Genomic DNA, 21,668 nt, shown 5'->3' with positions numbered 1-21,668 from the left:
CTCAGAGCGCCGGCTTGTCCGACAAGGCCTTCAGGTTGTCCTGCAATTCCTGGCTCATCGGCGCGTTCAGATTGATGCCCTTGGGCGGGATCGGCGACTGGAACCACTTCTTGTAGAGCGCCTCGAACTCGCCGCTCTTCATCAGGCCGGCCAGGGTGTCGTCGACCAGTTTCTTGAAGGCCGGGTCGTCGCGGCGCAGCATGATGGCGTAGGGCTCGACCTGCAGGGCCTCGCCGACCACTGCCAGCTCGGCCGGGTTCTGTGCGCTGGCGCGCAGGCCGTAGAGCAGGATGTCGTCCATGCCGAAGGCATCGGCGCGCTGCTGCTGCACCAGCAGGGCCGATTCGGCATGGTCCTTGGCGGCGATCAGCTCGAAGCCGAGGTTCTGTTCGGCATTGAGCTTGCGCAGCACCTGGTAGTTGGTCGTGCCGGTGGTCGAGACCACCTTCCTGCCCTTCAGATCGGCCGTGCTCTTGATAGGCGAGCCGGCCCGCACCAGCAGCCGGGTGCCGGTGTAGAAGTAGTTGGTCGCGAAGGCCACCTGCTTGGCGCGCTCGCTGTTGTTGGTGGTCGAGCCGCACTCGATGTCTATCGTGCCGTTCTGCAGCAGCGGGATGCGGTTTTGCGAGGTCACGGCCTGGGTGGCGACCTTCAGGTCGGCGCGGCCGGTCGCTCGTCTGACCTGCTCGACGATCTTGCCGCAGATCTCCCAGCCGAAACCGACCGGCTGGCCCTCGCCGCCAAGGTAGGAGAAGGGGATCGACGATTCCCGGTAAGCCACGGTCATGCTGCCGCTGGCCTTGATCTTGTCCAAGGTGGCCGGCGTTTGCGCCAGGGCTGCGCCGCAGGCGCCGAGCAGGGTCAGGACGGTGAGGGGCGAGAGACGCATGCTGAAATCCTTGTGGGGCTGACGAAGAGCCCCCATGCTATGGATTGCAGCGCCCGGTGTTCATCGCGTTTATACCGGGGGTCATAAGTTCAACTAATGACCGAGCCTCAGGGTTTGGCGGGACGGGGCAGGCGGCCCAGCAGGTAGAACTCGTCGTTGGGCCGCAGCGAGATGGTGTTGGCCAGGCGGTTTGACAGTCCGAACAGCGCGGTGATCGAGGTGATGTCCCAGATGTCCTCGTCGTCGAAGCCATGGGCGTGCAGGGCGCTGTAGTCGTCCTCGCCGACCTCGGCCGAGCGCAGGCAGACCTTCAGCGCGAAGTCCAGCATCGCGTGCTGGCGCGGCGTGATATCGGCCTTGCGGTAATTGGTCGCGAGCTGGTCGGCCAGGCGCGGTGCCTTCTCATAGACGCGCAGGATGGCGCCGTGCGCGACCACGCAATACAGGCATTGGTTGGCGCCGCTGGTGGCGACGATGATCATCTCGCGCTCACCCTTGCTCAGACCCGACTCACGCAGCAGCAGCGCGTCGTGATAGGCCAGGAAGGCCCGGAACTCGTCCGGACGGCGCGCCAGTGCGAGGAACACATTCGGCACGAAGCCGGCCTTCTCCTGCACCTCCAGAATGCGCTGGCGCACATCGTCGGGCAGGGCGCCGAGGTCGGCGGGGTCCGGGGTCGGGTAGCGGCACGGGGGCTGGGAATTTGTCTCGCTCATGGGGGCCTCTTGTTACTGTTTGCAGCATGATAGCCAGCGGCCTCAGCGGGCCTTCAGCCGGCTCAGGCAAAATACGGGGCTGCATTGAATGGCAGCGTCCGTCGTGGGCGCTCATGCTCAGCGAGTCGAATGTCCGCACACAAGCTATCCCGTCCCCCCATCGATCTGATGCGCCGCAGCCTGCTGGGCTCGGCCGCCGCGCTCAGCCTGCCGGCCCTGGCCCAGTTCCGGGTGGAGATTGCCGGCGTCGGCGCGACGCAGATGCCGATCGCCATTCCCGAGTTCCGCGATGAGGCCCGCAGCGGCCAGCCGGTGTCGGCCATCATCCGCAGCGATCTGGAGCGCAGCGGCCAGTTCCGCCTGATCGAGGCGCTGGCGGGTCCGACCGAGAACAGCGCTCCCGACTGGTCCGAATGGCGCGGCCGCCAGGCCGATGCGCTGGCCGCCGGTTCGGTGACGCGGCTGGCCGATGGCCGCTTCGATGTGCGCCACAAGCTCTGGGACGTGGTCAAGGGCCAGGACCTCGGTGGCGAGGCCCATGCGGTGGCGCCCGACGATGTGCGTCTGGCCGCGCACCGCATTGCCGATTCGATCTACCAGAAGCTGACCGGCGAGCGCGGCGTGTTCGCGACCCGCATGGCTTATGTGACCAAGGCCGGCGGTCGCTACTCGCTGCGCATCACCGATGCCGACGGTGAGGGCGGCCAGGTGGCGCTGGGCAGTCCCGATCCGATCATTTCGCCGACCTGGTCGCCCGACGGTCGCGAGCTGGCCTATGTCTCCTTCGAGAGCCGCAAGGCGGTGGTCTGGGTGCAGGACCTGTCGACCGGCAAGCGCCGTGTGCTGGCCGATTTCCGCGGCAGCAACAGCGCGCCGGCTTTCTCGCCGGACGGCCAGCAACTGGCGCTGACCCTGTCGCGCGAGGGCGGCTCCCAGCTCTTCATGATGAACCGCAATGGCTCGGGCCTGCGCCGGCTGACGCAGAGCTCGGCGATCGACACCGAGCCGGTGTTCGCGCCGGACGGCCAGACCCTGTTCTTCGTCAGCGACCGCGGCGGCAGCCCGCAGATCTACCGCATGCCGGTGGCCGGCGGTGCGCCTGCGCGCGTCAGCTTCAACGGCAGCTACAACATCAGCCCGGCCATCAGCCCGGACGGCAAGACCCTGGCCTACATCACCCGCAACGGCGGCGCGTTCCGCCTCAGCGTGATGGACCTGGCCAGCGGCGCGGTGCAGCAGATCAGCGATACCAGCGACGACGAGAGCCCGAGCTTCGCGCCGAACGGGCGTTTGCTGGTCTACGCGACCCGCGTCGGCGGCAAGGATGTGCTGATGACCACGACACTGGACGGCCGCATCAAGGCCAAGCTGGTGTCGACTGCGGCCGATGTGCGCGAGCCGACCTGGGGCCCGTTCGGGCGCTGAGGGCAACGATTGAATTTCATGCCGCTTTGCGAGGGCAAGGCGATTTCCTTAGGAGTGATAGTGATGATGATGAACAAGCTGGCCCTTTCCGTTCTGGCCGCCGCCGCCCTGGTGGGCTGCAGCTCCACCAAGCTGGATGAGCCCGCACCGGTCGAATCCCGCCCGGTGACGGCCACGCCGTCGGGCAACACCGGCGCCAACACCGCGCCGACCTCGGAGTCCAAGGTCGCCACCGTCGACCTGGCCGCCCAGGCCGCCGCCGCCGTGTCCAGCCTGCGCGTGGTCTATTTCGACTACGACAGCTTTGTCGTCAAGTCCGATTTCCAGAACGTCATCGACGGCCATGCCAAGCGCATGAATGTCGACACCAAGGTGGCCCTGCGTCTGGAAGGCCATACCGATGAGCGCGGCGGCAGCGAGTACAACCTGGCCCTGGGCCAGAAGCGCGCCGAGGCCGTGGCCAAGTCGCTGGGTCTGCTGGGTGTGCCGGCCGCGCGCGTCGAGCCGGTCAGCTTCGGCAAGGAGCGCCCGGCCGTGCAAGGCAGCGACGAGGCCGCCTGGGCCAAGAACCGTCGCGTCGAGCTGAAGGACAAGTGAGATGAGGGCACTGAGATCCGGCCTCGGCGCGCTGGCGCTGGCGGCCCTGAGCTTGTGCAGCCAGCCGGCCTTCGCGCTGTTCGAGGACGACGAGGCACGCAAGGCCATTCTGGACCTGCGCACGCGGCTGCAGCAAAGCGAGGAGGCGCAACGCAAGGCCTCCGAGCAGCAGGCGCAGGAGCAGATCGCGCCGCTGCGCCGCAGCCTGCTGGATCTCAATGCCCAGATCGAGGCCTTGCGCAGCGAGGTCGCCAAGCTGCGCGGCCAGAACGAGCAACTGGCACGCGACCTGGCCGAGACCCAGCGCAAGCTGGCCGACCAGTCGCAGGCGCTGGAGACGCGTCTGCGCCCGCTGGAGCCGCAGAAGGTGGTGCTGGACGGTCGTGAGTTCCAGGCCGGCCCGGACGAGAAAACCCAGTACGAGGCTGCGATGGCCCTGGTGCGGCGCGGCGACTTCGCCGAAGCCGCCACGGCGCTGGCGGCCTTCCAGCGCCGCTTTCCGACCAGCGGCTATGGCGATTCGGCGCGTTTCTGGCTCGGCAATGCGCTGTACGGCAAGCGCGACTACAAGGAAGCGATTGCGACCTTCAAGGCCTTCGTGGCCGCGAATCCTGCCCACCCGCGCGCGGCCGAAGCCATGCTGGCCATGGCCAACTGCCAGATCGAGCTGAAGGAAGTGAAGGGCGCGCGCCGCAGCCTGGAAGACCTGCTGAAGGCCTATCCGGGCACCGAGGCGGCGCAGGCGGCAAAAGAGCGCTTGGCCTCGCTGAAGTAATGGCTTTGCGGGACAGACCGCCCGAGCGCAGCGAGTAGCTCTGTCCCCAACTGACTGGAGTCGCCCATTGCAAGACCTGGCCCCACCGGTTCCGGCCCGTGGGGCTTTTTCATTGCCGCCTAGAATCCCGCCCCATGCAAGAACTCGATATCAACGCCCTGGGCCAGCAGGTGCTGTGGGCCGCCTTCGGCCTCGCCTTCGTCTTTGGCGCACTGGCCCAGCGCACCCATTTCTGCACGATGGGAGCGGTGGCCGACATCGTCAATATGGGCGATTGGGCGCGCATGCGCATGTGGGTGCTGGCGATCGCGGTGGCGATGCTGGGCTTCAACACCATGGTCTTCCTCGGCTGGATCGACGCCGGCAAGACGATTTACGCGGCGCCGCGCCTGCTGTGGCTGTCGAATGTCGTGGGCGGGCTGATGTTTGGCTTCGGCATGGTGCTGGCCTCGGGCTGCGGCAGCAAGACCCTGGTGCGCATAGGCGCCGGCAATCTGAAGTCCCTGGTGGTGTTCGTGGTGATGGGGGTGGCCGCGTTTGCGACGCTCAAGGGCATCACGGCGGTGCTGCGCGTGGCCACGGTCGACAGCGTCGCCGTCACGCTGGCCGGCGGTCAGGACCTGCCGTCGCTGCTGGCGCCCAGTCTGGGCTTGGCCAAGCAGCAGCTGGCGCTGATGCTGGGCCTGGTGATCGGCGGCGGCCTGCTGGTCTGGGCGCTGATGCGTGCCGAGGGCCGCAGCGCCGATGTGCTGCTGGGCGGCCTGGGCAGCGGTGCGGTGATCGTCGGCATCTGGTGGGTGTCGGGCGTGCTAGGCCATGTGGCCGAGGACCCGAACACGCTGGAAGAGGTCTTCGTGCGCAGCACCAGCGGCGCGCGCATGGAGGCGCTGAGCTTTGTCTCGCCGATGGCCTACACCTTGGACTGGCTGATGTTCTTCAGCGATACCAGCAAGCTGCTGACGATTGCCATCGTCAGCACGGTGGGGGTGGTTGCCGGCTCCGGCGTCTACGCGCTGGCGACGCGCAGCTTCCGCTGGGAGGCCTTCCGCGGCGTCGAGGACACCAGCAACCATATCGTTGGCGCGCTGCTGATGGGCGTGGGCGGCGTGGTCGCGCTGGGTTGCACGATAGGCCAGGGCCTGTCGGGTGTTTCGACCCTGAGCCTGGGCAGCTTCATCGCGCTGGCCGCCATCATCGCCGGCGCCGTGCTGGCGCTGCGCTATCAGATGTGGCGCCTCGGATGAGCCTGCCTGATGTTGCCGATCTGGATGCCGATCTGGAGCGCCGCTTCGGTGGCTTGCGCCGCCTTTATGGCGACGCCGACTATCTGCGCCTGCGTGGCGCACGGCTGGCCGTGGTCGGCCTCGGGGGCGTGGGCTCCTGGGCCGTCGAGGCGCTGGCGCGCACCGGGGTGTCAGGTCTTGTGCTGATCGATCTGGATCAGGTGGCCGAGTCCAATATCAACCGCCAGGTGCAGGCGCTCGGGTCGACCGTGGGCATGGCCAAGGCCGAGGCGCTGCGCCGTCGCATTGCCGACATCCACCCGGGCTGCGAGGTCACGGTCATCGAGGAGTTCGTCGATGAGCAGAACTGGCCGGCCCTGCTCGGCGATGTTCAGATTGACGGCCTGATCGATGCCTGCGACCAGGTGCGTGCCAAGGCGGTGCTGGCGGCCTGGGCGCGAGAGCAGGGCAGGGCCTTCGTCACGGTGGGTGCGGCCGGCGGCAAGCGCCAGCCGCATGCGCTGCAGGTCGAGGACCTGGGCCTGGTCACGCATGACCCGTTGCTGGCCTCGCTGCGCCAGCGCCTGCGCAAATTCCACGCCGCGCCAAGGGCCGGCAAGATGGGCGTGGCCTGCGTGTTCTCGCGCGAGGCGGTGCTGCGCCCGGCTGATGCCGGTTGCGCCATCGATGCGCAGAGCGACAGCAGCCTGAACTGCCACGGCTATGGGTCCAGCGTCGCGGTCACGGCCAGTTTCGGCATGGCCGCCGCCGCTGAATTGCTGAAACATTTTTTGGAAAGCTCTTGCGCCAAGCGTTTGGCGCCGCCTATAATGTGAGGCTCTGCTGAAGGGCAGAACAACTAGATTGTTGGGTTGTTAGCTCAGTTGGTAGAGCACCGGACTTTTAATCCGATGGTCGCAGGTTCGAGTCCCGCACAACCCACCATCACCGGTTGATCGTTATTGCAGTTTCGGGGGCTCTTAGCTCAGTTGGTAGAGCAGCGGACTCTTAATCCGTAGGTCGAGTGTTCGAGTCACTCAGGGCCCACCAAACAAGCAATGACGGCATAGACGGGCAGTACAAATTTCAGGGCTCTTAGCTCAGTTGGTAGAGCAGCGGACTCTTAATCCGTAGGTCGAGTGTTCGAGTCACTCAGGGCCCACCAGAAAAGCAAGCGGGATCAGTCGAGAGGCTGGTCCCGTTTTGCATTTGTCTCGACCCAGATCAAGGGCTACCTGCTGCGACAATGCGCGGCTTCGCTTTCTAGTCAGGCCCTGTCGATGAAACGCCGTGATCTGCTGACCTTGGCTGCCGCTGCGACGGTGCTTCCTGCAGCGGCAGACGCGCTGCGCCGGCCCTGGCCCAAGAGCCTGCCGACGCCGGCCCTGACGCTGCCCGGTTTCGAGGGCCCCGCCTGGAACCTGGCCGAGGCCAAGGGGCGGCCGGTGCTGCTGAACTTCTGGGCCAGCTGGTGCGAGCCCTGTCGCGCCGAGATGCCCTCGCTGGAGTTGCTTGCCCAGCGCCATGAGGCCGAGGGCCTGCTGGTGCTGGCGGTCAACCACCGCGAGACCGATGCCGCGATCCGCCGTTTTCTGCAGACCATGCCGGTCAGCCTGCCCATCCTGCGCGACACCGACGGCTCCACCAGCCGCAGCTTCGGCGTGCGCATCTTTCCGACCAGCGTGCTGATTGCCCGCGACGGCCGTGCCGCCTTTTCCGTCATCGGGGAACTCGATTGGACCGGTGCCCAGGCCCACCAATGGATCGCCCCGCTGCTCTAAGCCCCTACCTTTCCAGGAACCCGCCATGACACTGTCCCGTCGCCAACTGATCCACGCCGGATGTGCCGCTGCGCTGCCTTTGCCCGCGCTGTCGCAGACCCAGGCGCCGCGCCGTTTCGAGCCTCAGATCGGCCCCTGGCGCAGCTTCGAGATGACGATGGATATTGCGGTGGCCGACCATCAGGGAACGACCAAGCTCTGGCTGCCGCTGCCCGATGTCGAGACCGACTACCAGCGCAGCTTGGGCCACAGCTGGAGCGGCAACGCCAGCGAGATGCGGCTGGTGGCCGATGCGCCGCGCGGCGTGCGCATGCTCTATGCCGAGTTTCCTGCGAGCGTGACAACGCCGACCCTGCAGCTGGTCAGCCGGCTGCAGACGCGCAGCCGCGCGGTCGACTGGCACAAGCCGGTCCGTGCCAGCGAGGACCCCGAGGTGCTGCGTGCCAACCTGGCGCCGACCGAGCTGATTCCGGTCGACGGCATCGTCCGCAATACGGCGCTGGCGGCCACGCAGGGCGCGCGGACCGATCTCGACAAGACCCGCGCGATCTATCGCTGGGTGCTGGCCAATGCCCACCGCGAACCCAAGGTGCGCGGCTGCGGCACCGGCGATGTACGCACCATGCTGGAGACCGGCAATCTGGGCGGCAAGTGTGCCGACCTGAATGCGGTCTTCGTCGGCCTGTGCCGCGCGGTGGGCGTGCCGGCGCGCGATGTCTACGGCCTGCGCCTGGTGCCCTCGGCCTTCGGCTACCGCGAGCTGGGCGCCAACCCGGCGGGCCTGAAAGGCGCTCAGCACTGCCGCGCCGAGGTGTTTCTGAAGCAGTATGGCTGGGTCGCGATGGACCCGGCCGATGTGCTGAAGGTGATGCGACAGGAGACCCAGGAGTGGATCAAGGATCCGTCGCATCCGCGGGTGGCGCCGGTCAACAAGGGCTTGTTCGGCGGCTGGGAAGGCAACTGGGTGGCCTACAACACCGCGCACGATCTGCGGCTGCCCGGCAGCGCCGGCAAGGCCAGCCTGCCTTTCCTGATGTACCCGCAGGGCGAGAACGCCAGCGGCCGCTTCGATGAGTTGGCGCCCGACAGCTTCAGGTACGCGATCAGCGCCAAGGAGCTGGCGCCGGCATGAGCAGCCACGACAAGCCCCAGGCCCTGGCCCTGCAAGCCCTGCTGTCGCGCTACTCGGTCGGCCCCAGGCATCTGGTGGAGCCCGGCCCCAGCGAGGACGAGCTGAGCCTGATGGTGCAGGCCGCCTTGCGCGCGCCGGACCATGGCGAGCTGCTGCCCTGGCGTTTCAAGATCGTGCGTGGCGCGGCGCGCCAGCGCATGGCCGATCTGTTTGCCGCTGCGGCCCGGGCCGCCGGCAAGGACGAGGCCGGTGCGCAGCTCGATGCCGAGCGCGCGCTGCGGCCGCCGGTCACGGTGGCCGTGTTGGCCCGCATCGATCTCGGCCATCCGCAGGTGCCGGCCCACGAGCAATGGGCGGCGGTGGGCGGCGCGCTGGCGCAGTTTCTTGCGGCCGCCCATCTGCTGGGCTATGGCGGCAAGATGCTCAGCGGGGCGAAGGTGCGCGATGCGCAGATCGCGACCGCTTTCAGCGAGCCGGGCGAGACCTTGCTGGGTTGGATCGCGCTGGGCACGCCGACGCGCCGCGCCCAGGGGCCGTCGAGAAAGGGTGGCGTGGACGCGGCCATGACGATTTGGGGCTGAGGGGCGCTGTTGTGCCGCCGCAGTGGACGTTGCGGGCCCGTCCCGGCACACTGCGGCCCACCCTCATGAGCCGCCTCCTGCCCTCACTCCAGCCCGCCGGCGCTGCGTCCGCAGTGGTCGTGCTGCAACCGCTTACGCCGCTTGCGCCCTCGCGCATGGAGCAATGCCTGCTGCTGGCGGTGCTGCTGCACATCCTGCTGGTGCTGGTGCTGGGCAACACGCCCGGCGGCACGGCCCGGCGCGGCGAAGGGGTCTGGGGAGCACTCAACATCACGCTGCGCAGCGATGCGCTGAACGCGCCGCGCCCCGGGCCGGGCGCCGGTCTGCCGGCCCCGCCGGACCAGCACAGCGGCCCGACCGGCGAGGCCCGGCAGCGGCGCTATGGCGGGGCCGTGCGAGCCGCCCCAGCGCCCGCCGACGCCGAGCCCGGGGCGGCCCGGCTCGGCCAGTGGCGGCCGCACACAGCCGAGCCCTCGGCAGCGCCATCGGCACTGCAGCCGCTGGAATCGCCCTCGCTGGCAACGCCGGAGCCGGCACCTGCCGTGCCCGCCGTGCCCGCCGTGCCGCTGGCACTGCCCGAGCCGACCCCGCTGGCCCGCCACACGCCCAGCGCCACGCTGGGCCAGGCACCGGCCCTGCAAGCCGAGACTGAGGCCTTGCCCTCTTTGCCGGCTATACCGGCTTTGGGCGCCCGGCCTCGCGCCGCCGTGCGTCCGCCCAGCGTCAGCGGCGCTGCGGTGGCGGCCCCCGAGGCGCTGCCGGCCTTGCCGGCTTTCGAAGCGCCGCCCTTGCCCCCGGCCGCGCTGCCGGCGCTGCCCGAGCCGAGCCCGGCCACCCCGGTCCAGGCTCTGCCTCAGCTGAGCCCCAGCACGCGCTTGGAGGCGCCGGATCTGCCGGCCGCACCGAGCGCCCCGACGGTGCCCCAGCCCGAACGCCCGCCGGCGCCTGCCGCCCAGCCGGTCACGGTCGCTCCCTCAACACCTGACCCCGGCTCGCGCACGAGCTCGGCGCCGTCGGCCACGCCCGCAGTGCCGCCCGCCGGCAGCCCCGATGCCGGCGCCCGCCAGGGCCATGATGTGGCCACGCCGGCCTCGACCCCGCCGAATGCACCGCGGCTGAATCTGAACCTGCCGCTGACCCGCGGCGGCGAGGTCTCGAGCCGGGGCTCGCGCGGCGTGCTGCCGCTGGTGCCGCATCCGCCCGAGCTCAAGTCCAAGCTCAGCGAGAGCATCGAGAAGGCGGCCAAGTCCGACTGTCGCCAGGCCTACCAGGAGATGGGGCTGCTGGCGGCGTTGCCGCTGGCCGCCGATGCGGCCAGGAACAAGGGCTGCCGCTGGTAATCGCGGCGCGCCTCGGGTCTTGTCGAGTTCAGCCGGCGGGCTGGGCCAGATCGCGCAAATGGGTCGGGCCGGCCTGGCGTTCGATCTCGGCCAGCATCGAGCGGCCCCAACCCAGCATGAACAAGGCCTCGCCGACGACGAACATCGGCCCGACCAGCAGGCCCACCAGGTCGTCGACGAAGGCGGGCTTCTTGCCTTCGTAGTAGTGGCCGACGAACTGGATGATCCAGCCCAGCACAAACATGCCGAGGCCCCAGCCCAGCCAGGCGGCGGTCGAACCGGTGGCCAGCGGCTCGGCCAGCGCAATCAGCACCGCATTGACCAGCGCGGTGGCCGCGCCCAGCACCAGATTGCCACGGCTCAGATACCAGGCGGTGCTCGCCGCCCACAGCAGCCAGGCCGCGCTGAGCTGGACATCGCCGAGCTGGAACTGCGCGCGCGCCAGCAGGATGCCGATCGCGAACACGATCAGCGGGATGCCGACGAAGTGGGTGGCGATATTGCGGCGGTCGCGGTGGTAGCGGGCGTACTGCACCATCAGATCGAGCGCGGGGCGGAAGGGGCTGGCGGCCATGGCGATGTCTCCTGTTTGCTTATGGCTGGATGCTAGTGCAGCACGCTGCCGGCCGACTGTCAAAATGCCGACACCGGGACTCGCCGTTTTCCCTATGTTGCTTGATCTCCTGGCCCCGGCGCGGCGGGCCGCGCTCTTGATCGGCTTGTGGCTGGCCGGCTGCGCCGCACCACCGACCGAACCCGCGCCGCCGGCCCAGGACCTGAAGCCGCGCTTTGCCGCGCTGCGGGCCGGGCAGGGCGGGCGGCTCTACCGCATCGAGGCGATCGACTCGGCCGTGCGCATCTATGTGTTCCGTGCCGGCCGGGCTGCGCGGCTGGGCCACAACCATGTGCTGGCGGCGCCGCGCTTCGAGGCCTGGCTGTTGTGGCCCGACACGTTGGCCGAGGCCCGCTTCGAGCTGCGCCTGCGTCTGGCGGATTTGCAGCTCGACGACCCGGCGCTGCGCGCGGCCACCGGCGGCGGCTTTGCCGGCCCGCTGAGCGCCGAGGCGGTGGCGGCCACGCGCGCCAATATGCTCGGCGAGCGCGGGCTGGATGCCACGCGCCACCCCGAGCTCGGGCTGCGCCTGCTGGCGCTGGCCGGCGAGCCGCCGAAGCTGGCGGCCCGCATCGAGATCGCGCTGGCCGGGCGCCGCCATGCGCTGAGCCTGCCGCTGACGCTGAGCGAGCAGGACGGCAGCCTGCGCATTGACGGCGCCTTCGTGCTGCGGCACAGCGATCTGGGCCTGCAGCCCTTCAGCGTCGCCGGCGGCCTGCTGGCGGTACAGGACGAGCTGGTGATCGAGTTCAGCCTGCTGGCACGGCCGCTCTGAAGGCCCCGGGCTGCAGCTGCTCCCCGGCCTGTCCATAAGCGTCCCAAAGCCGCTGCTCCAGCTCGGGCGAGGCCTGCTGCAGCGGGGCGCGCAGCTCGTTGTGCAGCCGGCCCAGCCGCGCCAGCGCAGACTTGATCGGCGCCGGATTGCTCTCGGCGAAGCTGAGGTTGATCAGCCGGGTCAGCGCCTGCCACAGCCGCCGGGCGGTCTCGGTCTGCTCGTCGCGCAGGGCCTGGACCAGGCGCACGAAATGGGCCGTGTGCAGATGGGCGCTGGCCGCGATCGCGCCGGCGCCGCCCAGGGCCAGGGTCGGGAAGATGTTGTGGTCCTCGCCGGCCAGCACGGCCAGGCGGCCATCGGCGATCAGCGCCTGGGTGGCTTGCAGCGAGCCGCCGCAGTCCTTCAGCGCCTCGATGTTCGGATGCGCGGCCAGGGTCAGCAGCGTGGGCAGCTCGATCTTGACACCGGTGCGGTAGGGAATGTCGTAGAGCACCAGCGGTGCCGGTGCGACATCGGCGATGCTGCCGAAAAAGTTCAGCAGCCCCTGCTGGCTGGGCCGGATATAGCTGGGCGCCGGCAGCAGGAAGGCGCAGACCGGGAAACGCTTGGCGATGGCCAGCATGCGCGCCGCCACCTGGCTGGGGCGCGGGCCCGAGACGCCCATCATCACCGGCGTGCCGCCGGCCGCCTCGCAGACCGTCTCCAGCACCGCATCCTGCTCATGCTCATCGAGCAGGGCGGCCTCGCCGGTGCTGCCGCAGGCGACGAAGCCATTGACCCCCTGCGCCTTCAGATGCAGCACCAGCTGCGACAAGGCCGCGTGATCGACCACATCATGGTGGAGGGGGGTCACCAGGGGAATCCACAGACCGCTGTAATTGTTGTCAGACACGATGGTCCTCCAGTATTGACCTGGGAGGCCGTGCCAAGACGAGCGGGACCGGACCGTGGCGATGCCAGGGCTGCCGTCGCTCATCTGAGCGCGGCAGCAGTGCCGGTCAGATGAGCGACTGCTTTTTCTTGCTTTTCTTCAAAACCGCGGGCGCGGCACCGACCCAGCGCTGGGCGGGAGTCGGCGTGTGGCGTTGCGGCATGCGGCGACTATAACCAGGGCCGGCGCTCCGGCTCAAGCCGGCTGCTGGCGTTTTTCTGCGTACATGCCCAGATCGCTGCGCAGCAGCAGGCTGTCCAGGCTATCGTCGCTGCGCGAGCGGGTCAGGCCCAGGCTGACGCTGACGCACAGGCCGGTGGCCAGCATGCCCCAGGGATAGGCGGCCACGGCGCGTTTGAGGCGCTCGCCGACCGCGGCCGCCTGCTCGTCGTCCGGAGCCCAGAAGGCCAGCACGAACTCGTCACCGCCCCAGCGTGCGGCCAGGTCCTGGCCGCGCAGCGACTGCTGGAACAGCTCGGCCAGCACGCGCAGCACCTGATCGCCGACCTGATGGGAGTAGCGGTCGTTGACCGACTTGAAGCGGTCCACATCGACCACCGACAGATACAGCGCGCTGCCGTCCTCGGGCCGGCCGGCCAGTGCCTCGGTCAGCAGCAGCTCCATGCCGCGCCGGTTCAGCAGGCCGGTCAGCGCGTCTTCCATCGACAAGCGCTGCAGCTGCTGCGCATTGCTTCTCAGGTGCTGCACCTCCTGCTTGTGCTGGCGCAGCTCGAAGTGCAGGGTCGCCACGCTGCGACGGTGGTGCATGCTGACCTGGCGGAGCTGGTGTTCGCCGCGCTGCAGCAGGCGCAGGCAGGCCAGCGCCTCGCCGGCCTGGCCTTGCCGCTCATGCAGCTCGCTGCTCAGCAGCAGCGCGATGCGCTGCAAGGGCTGGTGTTCGATGCGCACGCAGGAGGCATGCATCTGCTGCGCCGCCTGCAGCGCGGCGGGTGCCGCATCGCTGAGCAGGGCCATCTCGCAGCGCAGCCAGGGCTGCATGGCCTGCAGCAGGCGCACCTCGGGCAGGCGCGCGGCCAGCGCCTCGCTGGCCTGCACCAGCGGCTCGGCCGCCGCCGCGCCATGCTGCCAGCCCTCGGCCAGCGCGCGCAGCCACTGCAGCACGCCCTGCTGCATCAGCGAGGCCGGTGCGCCGGCCTTGCCCAGGGCCTCGGCGCTGGCATCGAAATCGTCGAGCAGGCGGCGCAACCGGCTGGCGTCGGGACGCTGTCGCTCCAGCTGGCGCAGCGTGACGGCGCGGTAGGCCTCGTTGAGACAGCGATTCATATGCGGCTGCCAGACCACGCCGGGCCGGCCGTGGCGCAGCGCATCGTCATAGGCCTGGGTCAGCACCGCCTCGGCGCCGTCATGGCTGCCGTTCCACAGCAGGGCCACGCCCAGATAGTTCAGCACCATCAGGCTGACCAGCGGGGCCTGGCCGGCGTCGGCCAGCTGGGTGGCCAGCATCGCGGTCTCGATGGCCTCCTCGTTATGGCCCAGATTGCCGGCCGCATAGGAGAGCAGGGCCAGCGCCTGGGCCTCGCTGGCCAGATGGCCGGCCTCATGGGCTTGCTGGCTGGCGCGCATGAACAAGGCATAGGCCTGGCGGTAGGCGGCGCTGATGATCAGCTGGCGTCCCTGGCGCAGCAGCGCCTGGGTGTCCGGTGGCACCTCGTCGCCTGACAGCGTGGCCAGCCAGGACGGCGAGCGCAACTCCTGTTGCATATGGTTGTTGCAGGCCTCCCGCCCGCTCCCGTCGCTTTTCATTGTTTTGAAGACCTGTCACCTGTATTGGGGACAAATGTAACAAGTTGCAGGCGTGGCGCGCCCCGGTGTTGGCCCTGAGTCGGCGGGCATGCCGTGCGCTGGCCGCCCGCTCAGGCGGGGCCGGCGTGGATGCCACAATCTGCCCATGAGCAGCCCGAACCCGCCCCGCGTCAGCATCCAGACCGCCGATTTCGACCTCTCGGCCGAGACCCTGGCCTTGCGCGCAGCCGATGGCGGCATCGGCGCGGTGGTCAGCTTTGTCGGCACCGTCCGGGACGCCAGCCATGGCCAGAGCGTGCGCCTGATGGAGCTGGAGCATTACCCCGGCATGACCGAGGCGGCCATCGAGGCGATGATCGACGAGGCCCAGCGGCGCTTCGACATCCGGGCCGCCCGGGTGATCCATCGCGTCGGTGCGCTGGCGGCGCGCGAGCAGATCGTGCTGGTGCTGGTGGCCTCGGCGCATCGCGGCCAGGCCTTCCAGGCCTGCGAATTCCTGATGGACTATCTGAAGACCCAGGCCCCGTTCTGGAAGAAGGAGCACACGCCCGAGGGCGCCCACTGGGTGGATGCGCGGGTGGCGGACGATGCGGCCTTGCAGCGCTGGGGCATCGAGGCCGGGAACGCGGCATGAGCGCCGCCCTGGCCGTGGCCCTGGGGGCGGCGCTGGGGGCATTGGCGCGCTGGCGCGCCGGGGTCTGGCTCAACACCAGCTGGCAGGGCTTTCCGCTGGGTACCTTGCTGGTCAATCTGGTCGGCGGGCTGTTGATCGGCATGGCGCTGGAATGGTTCGGCCGCCAGCCCGATGAGTTGCTGAAGCTGCTGCTGGTGACCGGCTTTCTGGGCGGGCTGACGACCTTCTCGGCCTTCTCGGGCGAGTCGCTGGCCCTGCTGCAGCGCGGCGCGTTCGGCCTGGCGCTGACACACACGGCGGTCCATGTGCTGGGCTCGCTGGGCGCGGCGGCGCTGGGTCTGAAACTGATGCAGGCGCTGCTGCGGACTTGATCTGGCGCAAGGCCGCCGCGCCTTGAAAAGCGGACGCTGGGTCCCATCTGCCGGGCAACGGAGGTTTTATCCCATGCGTGTCGACAAGTTCACCACCCGCTTCCAGGAAGCCCTGGCCGAGGCCCAAAGCCTGGCCGTGACGACCGACAACCCCTATATCGAGCCGGCCCATCTGCTGGGCGCGATGCTGGCCCAGCCCGACGGGCCGCGTGCGCTGCTGGAGCGCGCTGGCGTCAAGGTGCCGGCGCTGAAGACCGCGCTGGACACGGTGCTGGCCGGCTATCCGCAGGTGCAGGGCGAGGGCCAGCAGGTCCAGCCCAGCCGCGATCTGATGAGCCTGATGCAGGCCGCCGAGAAGGAGGCCAGCAAGCGCGGCGACCAGTTCATCGCCAGCGAGATGTTCTTGTTGGCGCTGGCCGATGCCAAGACCGATCTGGCCGGCATCGCGCGCGGCCATGGCCTGACGCGCAAGGCGTTGGAAGGCGCGATCGAGGCGGTGCGCGGCGGCCAGAAGGTCGACAGCCCCGAGGCCGAGGGCCAGCGCGAGGCGCTGAAGAAATACACGCTGGACCTGACCGAGCGGGCTCGCGAGGGCAAGCTGGACCCGGTGATCGGCCGCGACGACGAGATCCGCCGCGCGATCCAGGTCCTGCAGCGTCGCTCCAAGAACAACCCGGTGCTGATCGGCGAGCCCGGCGTCGGCAAGACCGCCATCGTCGAGGGCCTCGCCCAGCGCATCGTCAATGGCGAGGTGCCGGAGTCGCTGAAGAACAAGCGCGTGCTGGTGCTGGACATGGCGGGCCTCTTGGCCGGCGCCAAGTACCGCGGCGACTTCGAGGAACGGCTGAAGGCCGTGCTGAAGGAAGTGGCGCTCGATGAGGGCCGCATCATCCTCTTCATCGACGAACTGCACACCATGGTCGGTGCCGGCAAGGCCGAGGGCGCGATGGACGCCGGCAATATGCTCAAGCCGGCGCTGGCGCGTGGCGAGCTGCATTGCATTGGCGCGACCACCTTGGACGAGTATCGCAAGTACGTCGAGAAGGACGCGGCGCTGGAGCGGCGCTTCCAGAAGGTGCTGGTCGACGAGCCCAGCGTCGAGGCGACGATCGCGATCCTGCGCGGCCTGCAGGAGAAGTACGAGGTCCACCATGGCGTCGAGATCACCGACCCGGCCATCATCGCCGCAGCCGAGCTGAGCCATCGCTACATCACCGACCGCTTCCTGCCCGACAAGGCCATCGACCTGATCGACGAGGCGGCGGCCAAGATCAAGATCGAGATCGACTCCAAGCCCGAGGTGATGGACAAGCTCGATCGCCGCATGATCCAGCTGAAGATCGAGCGCGAGGCGGTGCGCCGCGAGAAGGACGAAGGCTCGCAAAAGCGCTTCGCGCTGATCGAGGAAGAGTTGCTGAAGCTGCAGCGCGAGTACAACGACCTGGAAGAGATCTGGACCTCGGAGAAGGCCCAGGCCCAGGGCAGTGCCCATGTCAAGGAAGAGATCGATCGCATCAAGCAGCAGATCGAGGAGCTCAAGCGCAAGGGTGACTTCAACAAGGTGGCGGAGTTGCAGTACGGCAAGCTGCCGGGCCTGGAGGCCAAGCTCAAGGACGCGCAGGCCAAGGAGGCCGGCAAGAGCGGCACCGGTCCGGCCAACAAGCTGCTGCGCACCCTGGTCGGCGCCGAGGAGATCGCCGAAGTGGTGGCGCGAGCCACCGGCATCCCGGTCGCCAAGCTGATGCAGGGCGAACGCGACAAGCTGCTGCAGATGGAAGAGAAGCTGCACCAGCGCGTGGTCGGCCAGGAGCAGGCCATCGTCGCGGTGGCCGATGCGATCCGCCGCTCACGTGCCGGCCTGTCCGACCCGAACCGGCCGCTGGGCTCCTTCCTCTTCCTCGGCCCCACCGGCGTCGGCAAGACCGAGCTGTGCAAGGCCCTGGCCGGCTTCCTGTTCGACAGCGAAGACCATCTGGTACGCATCGACATGAGCGAGTTCATGGAGAAGCATTCGGTCAGCCGTCTGATCGGCGCGCCCCCGGGCTATGTCGGCTACGAGGAGGGCGGCACGCTGACCGAGGCGGTGCGCCGCAAGCCCTATTCGGTGCTGCTGCTCGACGAGGTCGAGAAGGCCCATCCGGACGTGTTCAATGTGCTGCTGCAGGTGCTGGACGATGGTCGCCTGACCGACGGCCAGGGCCGCACGGTGGACTTCAAGAACACGGTCATCGTGATGACCAGCAACCTCGGCTCGCAGCACATCATGAACCTGGTCGGCGAGTCCGACGAGGTGATACGCGACGCGGTCTGGGGCGAGGTCAAGGCCCACTTCCGCCCCGAGTTCCTGAACCGCATCGACGAGACCGTGGTCTTCCACGCGCTGGATCAGAAGCACATCCAGGATATTGCCCGCATCCAGCTGCAGATCCTGGAGCAGCGGTTGGAGAAGATGGAGATGAAGCTGGACGTCAGCCCGGCGGCCCTGAGCGAGTTGGCCAAGGTCGGCTTCGATCCGGTGTTCGGTGCTCGGCCGCTCAAGCGCGCGATCCAGCAGCGCATCGAGAACCCGCTCTCCAAGCTGATTCTGCAAGGCCGCTTCGGACCCAAGGATGTGATCCCGGTCGATGTGGCCGATGGGGAATTCCAGTTCGGGCGGGTCGTGCACTAAGCGGTCTTTTGCGGCCGCGCTATCTCGGGGGAGGACCGGACTGCAGTTCAAGTAGTCCGATCCGACCATCGATCCTCGCCTCGAAGTTCATTTCGACGTCATGCTTACCTGCTTCACTTGATTCACCGAAAACGGTCGAGAGCCGCTCCAGGGGGGATCATGAGGAATCTAGTGCTTGCGGCATGTGTGTATGCCACCGCTGCGCCCTTGCTGGCTCATGCAGCGAAATACGAGATTGATCCGCGTGCGAGCTTTGTTGAGATACAGACGATCGCGGATTTGCGTTGGACGGTCACGGAAGCGCCGGAGTGGATCGACGTGGGCTGGACCTACTCAGTGACGGCAACCCGCTACGAGTTGTCAGGTTCAATGAATCTTGTACGTCTGGGTCCTGCCGGCCCCGGCGAACTGCCTCTGGTTCATTTCAGCCAGGTGGTTCTGTCTCACCAAGCTCCGTTAAGTTTTGGCTTTGCGGCCAATGTGCGAAGAACCTTCGATTCGTCCAACGGCGAGTTTGGGCGAGCCGTTCATGACTTGGATCCCTCGTCGTCGCTGTGGCCATCGGATTTAGGGGCGTATCCCGGAACTGGCAGCATGTGTGCATGCATAAGCGCCGTTCCTTTGGGATCCTTGCTGACGGGAGAGTATTTGTCGGGGAATGTGACATCGACTGAAATGGCTTTGAAGTTCGTGCCTGATGCCTTCAGTGCCCATTACACCTACCCGGTGACAGCTATACGGCGCTTGCCGAGATTGAGGCATCTTGTCCTCGATGGAGATCCGAGCACTCCTCCCGTCTATGATCCGGTTGTTCTGCCTGATCCTGACCCCGCTCCTGATATGCCGGGTTGGGCGACGACCGGCCGCATTACCCAAGTGACCATAGTCGGCGCTGTCAGCCCCGTCCCCGAGCCCTCGAGCATCGCCACGCTTCTGTCTGGTTTGTGCTTTCTGGTCTGGCGACGTCGCAGATCGCCGTCTCTCCGTGCCTCTTGACTATGCTTTTGCGGCGTCGCTCGGCTTGATTTGATTGTGGTGTACGGCTGGCACTAGACTGTTCGCCTGCTCTTCCAAAAGGACCGCCATGCCCGCCGAGCTCGCCGCCGATCTCGCCACCCGCCTGCGCTCGCTGGCCGCGCAGGGGGTGGTCGAGCCGCTGTCCTTCATCGTGACCTTGGCGCCGGGGGCGGCGGCGCTGCCGTTCAAGGTGGAGACCGCTGTCGACGCGATACGGATGGCGGCCGGCCGCATGAGCGCGGCCCAGGCCCTGGCGCTGGCCCAGCGCGACGATATCGAGCGCATCGAGCTGGACGGGCAGATGCAGGCGCTGGACGCGCTGCTCAAGCCTTAGTCTTTGGCGACGTCGAGCCGTCCCTGCTTGCTGCGCGCCAGCCGCCGGTAGGCGCTGCGGTCTTGGCGGTGGGCGACGAACCAGCGCAGCAAGTCGTTGCGCAGGGCCTGGGCGGCGGCGCCGTTGGCCGGCAGCGCTTCGGCGCGACGGCTGTCGCGGGCGAGGAACAAGACCTGGGCAATGATCTGGCCGGCGCTGATGTGCAGTGCACCCATGGCGGGCCGGCGAACGACCAGATTGACCGGGTGGGCATACCAGTCGCTCTCGATCAGGCCGCTCAGCAACTCCAGCGGTGCCGACCGGTTCAGTGGCGGGCCATAGAGGCTGTCGATGCCGTCCGGCGTACGCAGCAGCCAGGGCAGGTGCAGCTTGAACAGCCCGACCTGGTCGGCGCGCTCGAAGAAGCTCAGCCCCGGCTGCACCGGCCGCAACTCGGCGCGTTCGCCGCGCTCGTCGTCGAAGGGCAGGGGATCGAAGCTGTAGGCATTGGCGCGCAAGCGGCTGCTGGGTCGGTCGCGCACATAGAACAGCCGCTGATCCTCGGTCGCGGCATCGCGTGGCCCCGGTGCGCGAAAGCCCTGCACGCCGGCCGGCAGCTCGGCCGGCAGGCACAGGCCGAAGTCGAACGGGGCCGGCACCAGCAGGCCCAGCGCGCAGGCAGCCGTGAACGGCAGGCATTGCTCCTGCACGCCGTAGCCGGGTGGCACGGCCGGCCGCGTCGAGGCCGGCGCGCGCTGCGGCAGCGGCGCGTCGGGCACCAGGCTCAGCAGCCGCAGTTCCACCGGCCGGTCCGCAGGCTCAGGGCTTGAAGGCCACGGCCGGGGCCGGCACCATGGCCAGCGCCGCCTGGTCCACATCGACCCGGCCATAGCCGTACAGCGGATCCCATCCCGGCGGGCCCAGCGCATCGGCGGTGCTGGCCAGCAGGTTCCAGATCTGCGTGTTGCTCGCGAAGCGGTGCGCACCCCAGACCACGGCTGCCGCGCCGGCCACATGGGGGCAGGCCATGCTGGTGCCGCTCTTCTGGCCGTAGCCGCCGCCCGGCACGGTGGACAGCACCTGCACGCCCGGCGCGGCGATCTCGATCTCGGGGCCGCGGCTGCTGAAGGACGCGATCACATTGCTGTTGTCGATGGCCGAGACCGCGATCACGCGCTTGTACTTGCCGGGGTAGCCCACCGTGCCCATGCCCGGGCCGGCATTGCCGGCCGCCGCGATCAGCAGCACGCCGGCGTTGTAGGCGGCGTCGCAGATCGCCTCCAGCGCAGCCGGTGCACCGCCGCCACCCAGGCTCATGCTGACGATCTGCATCTTGTTCTGGATCGCCCAGTTGATGCCGGCAATGATCCAGCTGTACTGGCCGCTGCCGTTGTTGGCCAGCACCTTGACCCCGTACAGCGAGGCCTCGGGCGCAACGCCGACCACGCCGGCGCCGTTGATCGCCGCGCCTATCGTGCCGGCGCAATGGGTGCCGTGGCTGTTGCCGTCCATCGCGGTCTCGCCGGGCACGAAGCTGACCGCGCCTTTGACATTGGCCTTCAGGTCGGGGTGGTTCCAGTCGATGCCGGTGTCCAGCACCGCGACCTTGATGCCGCGGCCGCGCGAGCAGCCCCAGGCCGGCGGCGCCTTGATCTGCGAGACACCCACCGGCACGGTCTCGGCCTGCACCGAGGGCTGGCCCTCGAACACCAGGGTCTCCATCGGCAGCGCATAGGCCCAGCCATCGGTCTCGACGGCGGCGACGTCGGGGTTGCCCTTCAGCGCCTTGATCTCGGCATCGCTGAGCGTCAGCGTCAGGATCGGGGCCTCGAACAGATTGATGTCGAAGCCCATGTGATCGCTGTCCAGGCCGCCCGGCAGGCCGGGCGAGCCTATCGTGAAGGCCGAGGCGCTGCCGACGTCGAAGAACTCCAGGCTTTCGCTGCGCGGGCAGCTGCTGGCCAGCAGCTCGAGCTTGTCGGCCTTTTTGTTCTTGCGCTTGTCCTTGGGTTTGAAGGTGACGATCACCGACTTGCGGGCGGTGGCGTCGGGGGCTCCAGTGCTCTTTCTTGCAGTGGCCATGGGGTTCTCCTAGAACGGCTCGGGCGGCACGACGGCGCCGC

General features: G+C 68.4%; 22 protein-coding genes and 3 tRNA genes. 18 read left to right on the top strand and 7 right to left on the bottom strand.

The window, feature by feature from the left end; translation table 11 throughout:
* Position 1: 1 nt before the first annotated feature.
* Positions 2-889 carry an amino acid ABC transporter substrate-binding protein gene (locus O5M90_RS07210; protein ID WP_269840511.1) on the bottom strand — a complete coding sequence of 296 codons (888 nt, stop codon included), beginning with the start codon at positions 887-889 and terminating at the stop codon, positions 2-4.
* Positions 890-996: 107 nt separating this feature from the next.
* Positions 997-1,605, bottom strand: coding sequence for a peroxidase-related enzyme (locus O5M90_RS07205; protein WP_269840510.1), 609 nt, complete (start codon positions 1,603-1,605; stop codon positions 997-999).
* A 168-nt stretch (positions 1,606-1,773) separates the two neighbouring features.
* Between O5M90_RS07205 and tolB the strand changes: the two genes are divergently transcribed.
* The 12 genes from tolB (at position 1,774) to O5M90_RS07145 (ending at position 10,459) form a co-directional block, all read left to right on the top strand.
* Positions 1,774-3,030: a Tol-Pal system beta propeller repeat protein TolB gene (tolB, locus tag O5M90_RS07200; protein ID WP_269840509.1), complete on the top strand. Its 1,257-nt coding sequence runs from the start codon at positions 1,774-1,776 to the stop codon at positions 3,028-3,030.
* 63 nt (positions 3,031-3,093) lie between these two features.
* On the top strand, positions 3,094-3,627 hold the full coding sequence (gene pal / locus O5M90_RS07195; protein ID WP_332909496.1) for a peptidoglycan-associated lipoprotein Pal: 534 nt from the start codon (positions 3,094-3,096) through the stop codon (positions 3,625-3,627).
* Between the two features lies 1 nt (position 3,628).
* Entirely contained in the window at positions 3,629-4,402 is a 774-nt protein-coding gene (gene ybgF / locus O5M90_RS07190) for a tol-pal system protein YbgF (RefSeq protein WP_269840508.1), read from the top strand.
* A 134-nt stretch (positions 4,403-4,536) separates the two neighbouring features.
* Complete coding sequence (locus O5M90_RS07185) at positions 4,537-5,646, top strand: YeeE/YedE family protein (RefSeq protein ID WP_269840507.1); 1,110 nt, start codon at positions 4,537-4,539, stop codon at positions 5,644-5,646.
* A complete protein-coding gene (locus tag O5M90_RS07180) occupies positions 5,643-6,461 on the top strand; it encodes a tRNA threonylcarbamoyladenosine dehydratase (protein ID WP_269840506.1) in 819 nt (272 codons plus the stop codon). Before O5M90_RS07185 ends, O5M90_RS07180 begins: the two co-directional genes overlap by 4 nt.
* Positions 6,462-6,494: 33 nt before the next feature.
* Positions 6,495-6,570, top strand: a tRNA-Lys gene (locus O5M90_RS07175).
* A 29-nt stretch (positions 6,571-6,599) separates the two neighbouring features.
* A tRNA-Lys gene (locus O5M90_RS07170) sits at positions 6,600-6,675 on the top strand.
* A 39-nt stretch (positions 6,676-6,714) separates the two neighbouring features.
* Positions 6,715-6,790: transfer RNA gene (locus O5M90_RS07165), tRNA-Lys, on the top strand.
* A 115-nt stretch (positions 6,791-6,905) separates the two neighbouring features.
* On the top strand, positions 6,906-7,406 hold the full coding sequence (locus O5M90_RS07160) for a TlpA family protein disulfide reductase (RefSeq protein ID WP_269840505.1): 501 nt from the start codon (positions 6,906-6,908) through the stop codon (positions 7,404-7,406).
* A 25-nt stretch (positions 7,407-7,431) separates the two neighbouring features.
* A complete protein-coding gene (locus O5M90_RS07155) occupies positions 7,432-8,538 on the top strand; it encodes a transglutaminase-like domain-containing protein (RefSeq protein WP_269840504.1) in 1,107 nt (368 codons plus the stop codon).
* Positions 8,535-9,119 (top strand): nitroreductase family protein, encoded by a 585-nt coding sequence (locus tag O5M90_RS07150; protein ID WP_269840503.1) that lies wholly within the window; start codon positions 8,535-8,537, stop codon positions 9,117-9,119. The genes O5M90_RS07155 and O5M90_RS07150 overlap by 4 nt, the downstream gene beginning before the upstream one ends.
* 65 nt (positions 9,120-9,184) lie before the next feature.
* On the top strand, positions 9,185-10,459 hold the full coding sequence (locus tag O5M90_RS07145) for a hypothetical protein (protein WP_269840502.1): 1,275 nt from the start codon (positions 9,185-9,187) through the stop codon (positions 10,457-10,459).
* Between the two features lie 28 nt (positions 10,460-10,487).
* Here O5M90_RS07145 and O5M90_RS07140 read toward each other — a convergent pair whose 3' ends face one another.
* Entirely contained in the window at positions 10,488-11,033 is a 546-nt protein-coding gene (locus tag O5M90_RS07140; protein WP_269840501.1) for an Mpo1 family 2-hydroxy fatty acid dioxygenase, read from the bottom strand.
* Between the two features lie 94 nt (positions 11,034-11,127).
* On the opposite strand from O5M90_RS07140, the gene O5M90_RS07135 reads away from it, so the two are divergent.
* A complete protein-coding gene (locus O5M90_RS07135; protein WP_269840500.1) occupies positions 11,128-11,847 on the top strand; it encodes a hypothetical protein in 720 nt (239 codons plus the stop codon).
* Here the strand turns inward: O5M90_RS07135 and dapA are convergent.
* Both dapA and O5M90_RS07125 read right to left on the bottom strand, forming a co-directional pair.
* The gene (dapA, locus tag O5M90_RS07130; protein WP_269840499.1) at positions 11,822-12,739 is read right to left on the bottom strand and encodes a 4-hydroxy-tetrahydrodipicolinate synthase; all 918 of its coding nucleotides are present in this window, start codon (positions 12,737-12,739) and stop codon (positions 11,822-11,824) included. The genes O5M90_RS07135 and dapA overlap by 26 nt on opposite strands.
* Positions 12,740-12,973: 234 nt before the next feature.
* Positions 12,974-14,500: a GGDEF domain-containing protein gene (locus tag O5M90_RS07125; RefSeq protein WP_440401912.1), complete on the bottom strand. Its 1,527-nt coding sequence runs from the start codon at positions 14,498-14,500 to the stop codon at positions 12,974-12,976.
* Positions 14,501-14,687: 187 nt separating this feature from the next.
* Between O5M90_RS07125 and O5M90_RS07120 the strand changes: the two genes are divergently transcribed.
* The 5 genes from O5M90_RS07120 (at position 14,688) to O5M90_RS07100 (ending at position 19,566) form a co-directional block, all read left to right on the top strand.
* Complete coding sequence (locus O5M90_RS07120; RefSeq protein WP_137941858.1) at positions 14,688-15,176, top strand: molybdenum cofactor biosynthesis protein MoaE; 489 nt, start codon at positions 14,688-14,690, stop codon at positions 15,174-15,176.
* Complete coding sequence (gene crcB / locus O5M90_RS07115; RefSeq protein ID WP_269840497.1) at positions 15,173-15,547, top strand: fluoride efflux transporter CrcB; 375 nt, start codon at positions 15,173-15,175, stop codon at positions 15,545-15,547. Before O5M90_RS07120 ends, crcB begins: the two co-directional genes overlap by 4 nt.
* A gap of 73 nt (positions 15,548-15,620) precedes the next feature.
* On the top strand, positions 15,621-18,215 hold the full coding sequence (gene clpB, locus O5M90_RS07110) for an ATP-dependent chaperone ClpB (protein WP_137941860.1): 2,595 nt from the start codon (positions 15,621-15,623) through the stop codon (positions 18,213-18,215).
* A gap of 186 nt (positions 18,216-18,401) precedes the next feature.
* Positions 18,402-19,211, top strand: a complete 810-nt coding sequence (locus tag O5M90_RS07105; protein WP_440401911.1) for a PEP-CTERM sorting domain-containing protein — start codon at positions 18,402-18,404, stop codon at positions 19,209-19,211.
* Between the two features lie 88 nt (positions 19,212-19,299).
* Complete coding sequence (locus tag O5M90_RS07100; protein ID WP_269840495.1) at positions 19,300-19,566, top strand: hypothetical protein; 267 nt, start codon at positions 19,300-19,302, stop codon at positions 19,564-19,566.
* On the opposite strand, the gene O5M90_RS07095 is transcribed toward O5M90_RS07100, so the two are convergent.
* A complete protein-coding gene (locus O5M90_RS07095) occupies positions 19,563-20,348 on the bottom strand; it encodes a hypothetical protein (RefSeq protein WP_269840494.1) in 786 nt (261 codons plus the stop codon). The two genes, O5M90_RS07100 and O5M90_RS07095, sit on opposite strands and share 4 nt — an antisense overlap.
* A gap of 16 nt (positions 20,349-20,364) precedes the next feature.
* Positions 20,365-21,627 (bottom strand): S8 family peptidase, encoded by a 1,263-nt coding sequence (locus O5M90_RS07090; RefSeq protein WP_269840493.1) that lies wholly within the window; start codon positions 21,625-21,627, stop codon positions 20,365-20,367.
* Between the last annotated feature and the right edge of the window lie 41 nt (positions 21,628-21,668).

The organism is Paucibacter sp. M5-1 (assembly GCF_027498415.2).
GTDB lineage: Bacteria > Pseudomonadota > Gammaproteobacteria > Burkholderiales > Burkholderiaceae_C > Roseateles_E.
Note: the sequence above shows the minus strand (reverse complement) of the source record. Positions and strands in the feature narration are given on the sequence as shown.

Excerpts from the sequence above, each read along its gene's own strand:
- O5M90_RS07210 (WP_269840511.1), bottom strand. The coding sequence starts at position 889 with ATGCGTCTCTCGCCCCTCACCGTCCTGACCCTGCTCGGCGCCTGCGGC.
- O5M90_RS07205 (WP_269840510.1), bottom strand. The coding sequence starts at position 1,605 with ATGAGCGAGACAAATTCCCAGCCCCCGTGCCGCTACCCGACCCCGGAC.
- tolB (WP_269840509.1), top strand. The coding sequence starts at position 1,774 with ATGCGCCGCAGCCTGCTGGGCTCGGCCGCCGCGCTCAGCCTGCCGGCC.
- pal (WP_332909496.1), top strand. The coding sequence starts at position 3,094 with ATGATGATGAACAAGCTGGCCCTTTCCGTTCTGGCCGCCGCCGCCCTG.
- ybgF (WP_269840508.1), top strand. The coding sequence starts at position 3,629 with ATGAGGGCACTGAGATCCGGCCTCGGCGCGCTGGCGCTGGCGGCCCTG.
- O5M90_RS07185 (WP_269840507.1), top strand. The coding sequence starts at position 4,537 with ATGCAAGAACTCGATATCAACGCCCTGGGCCAGCAGGTGCTGTGGGCC.
- O5M90_RS07180 (WP_269840506.1), top strand. The coding sequence starts at position 5,643 with ATGAGCCTGCCTGATGTTGCCGATCTGGATGCCGATCTGGAGCGCCGC.
- O5M90_RS07160 (WP_269840505.1), top strand. The coding sequence starts at position 6,906 with ATGAAACGCCGTGATCTGCTGACCTTGGCTGCCGCTGCGACGGTGCTT.
- O5M90_RS07155 (WP_269840504.1), top strand. The coding sequence starts at position 7,432 with ATGACACTGTCCCGTCGCCAACTGATCCACGCCGGATGTGCCGCTGCG.
- O5M90_RS07150 (WP_269840503.1), top strand. The coding sequence starts at position 8,535 with ATGAGCAGCCACGACAAGCCCCAGGCCCTGGCCCTGCAAGCCCTGCTG.
- O5M90_RS07145 (WP_269840502.1), top strand. The coding sequence starts at position 9,185 with ATGAGCCGCCTCCTGCCCTCACTCCAGCCCGCCGGCGCTGCGTCCGCA.
- O5M90_RS07140 (WP_269840501.1), bottom strand. The coding sequence starts at position 11,033 with ATGGCCGCCAGCCCCTTCCGCCCCGCGCTCGATCTGATGGTGCAGTAC.
- O5M90_RS07135 (WP_269840500.1), top strand. The coding sequence starts at position 11,128 with ATGTTGCTTGATCTCCTGGCCCCGGCGCGGCGGGCCGCGCTCTTGATC.
- O5M90_RS07125 (WP_440401912.1), bottom strand. The coding sequence starts at position 14,500 with ATGCAACAGGAGTTGCGCTCGCCGTCCTGGCTGGCCACGCTGTCAGGC.
- O5M90_RS07120 (WP_137941858.1), top strand. The coding sequence starts at position 14,688 with ATGAGCAGCCCGAACCCGCCCCGCGTCAGCATCCAGACCGCCGATTTC.
- crcB (WP_269840497.1), top strand. The coding sequence starts at position 15,173 with ATGAGCGCCGCCCTGGCCGTGGCCCTGGGGGCGGCGCTGGGGGCATTG.
- clpB (WP_137941860.1), top strand. The coding sequence starts at position 15,621 with ATGCGTGTCGACAAGTTCACCACCCGCTTCCAGGAAGCCCTGGCCGAG.
- O5M90_RS07100 (WP_269840495.1), top strand. The coding sequence starts at position 19,300 with ATGCCCGCCGAGCTCGCCGCCGATCTCGCCACCCGCCTGCGCTCGCTG.
- O5M90_RS07090 (WP_269840493.1), bottom strand. The coding sequence starts at position 21,627 with ATGGCCACTGCAAGAAAGAGCACTGGAGCCCCCGACGCCACCGCCCGC.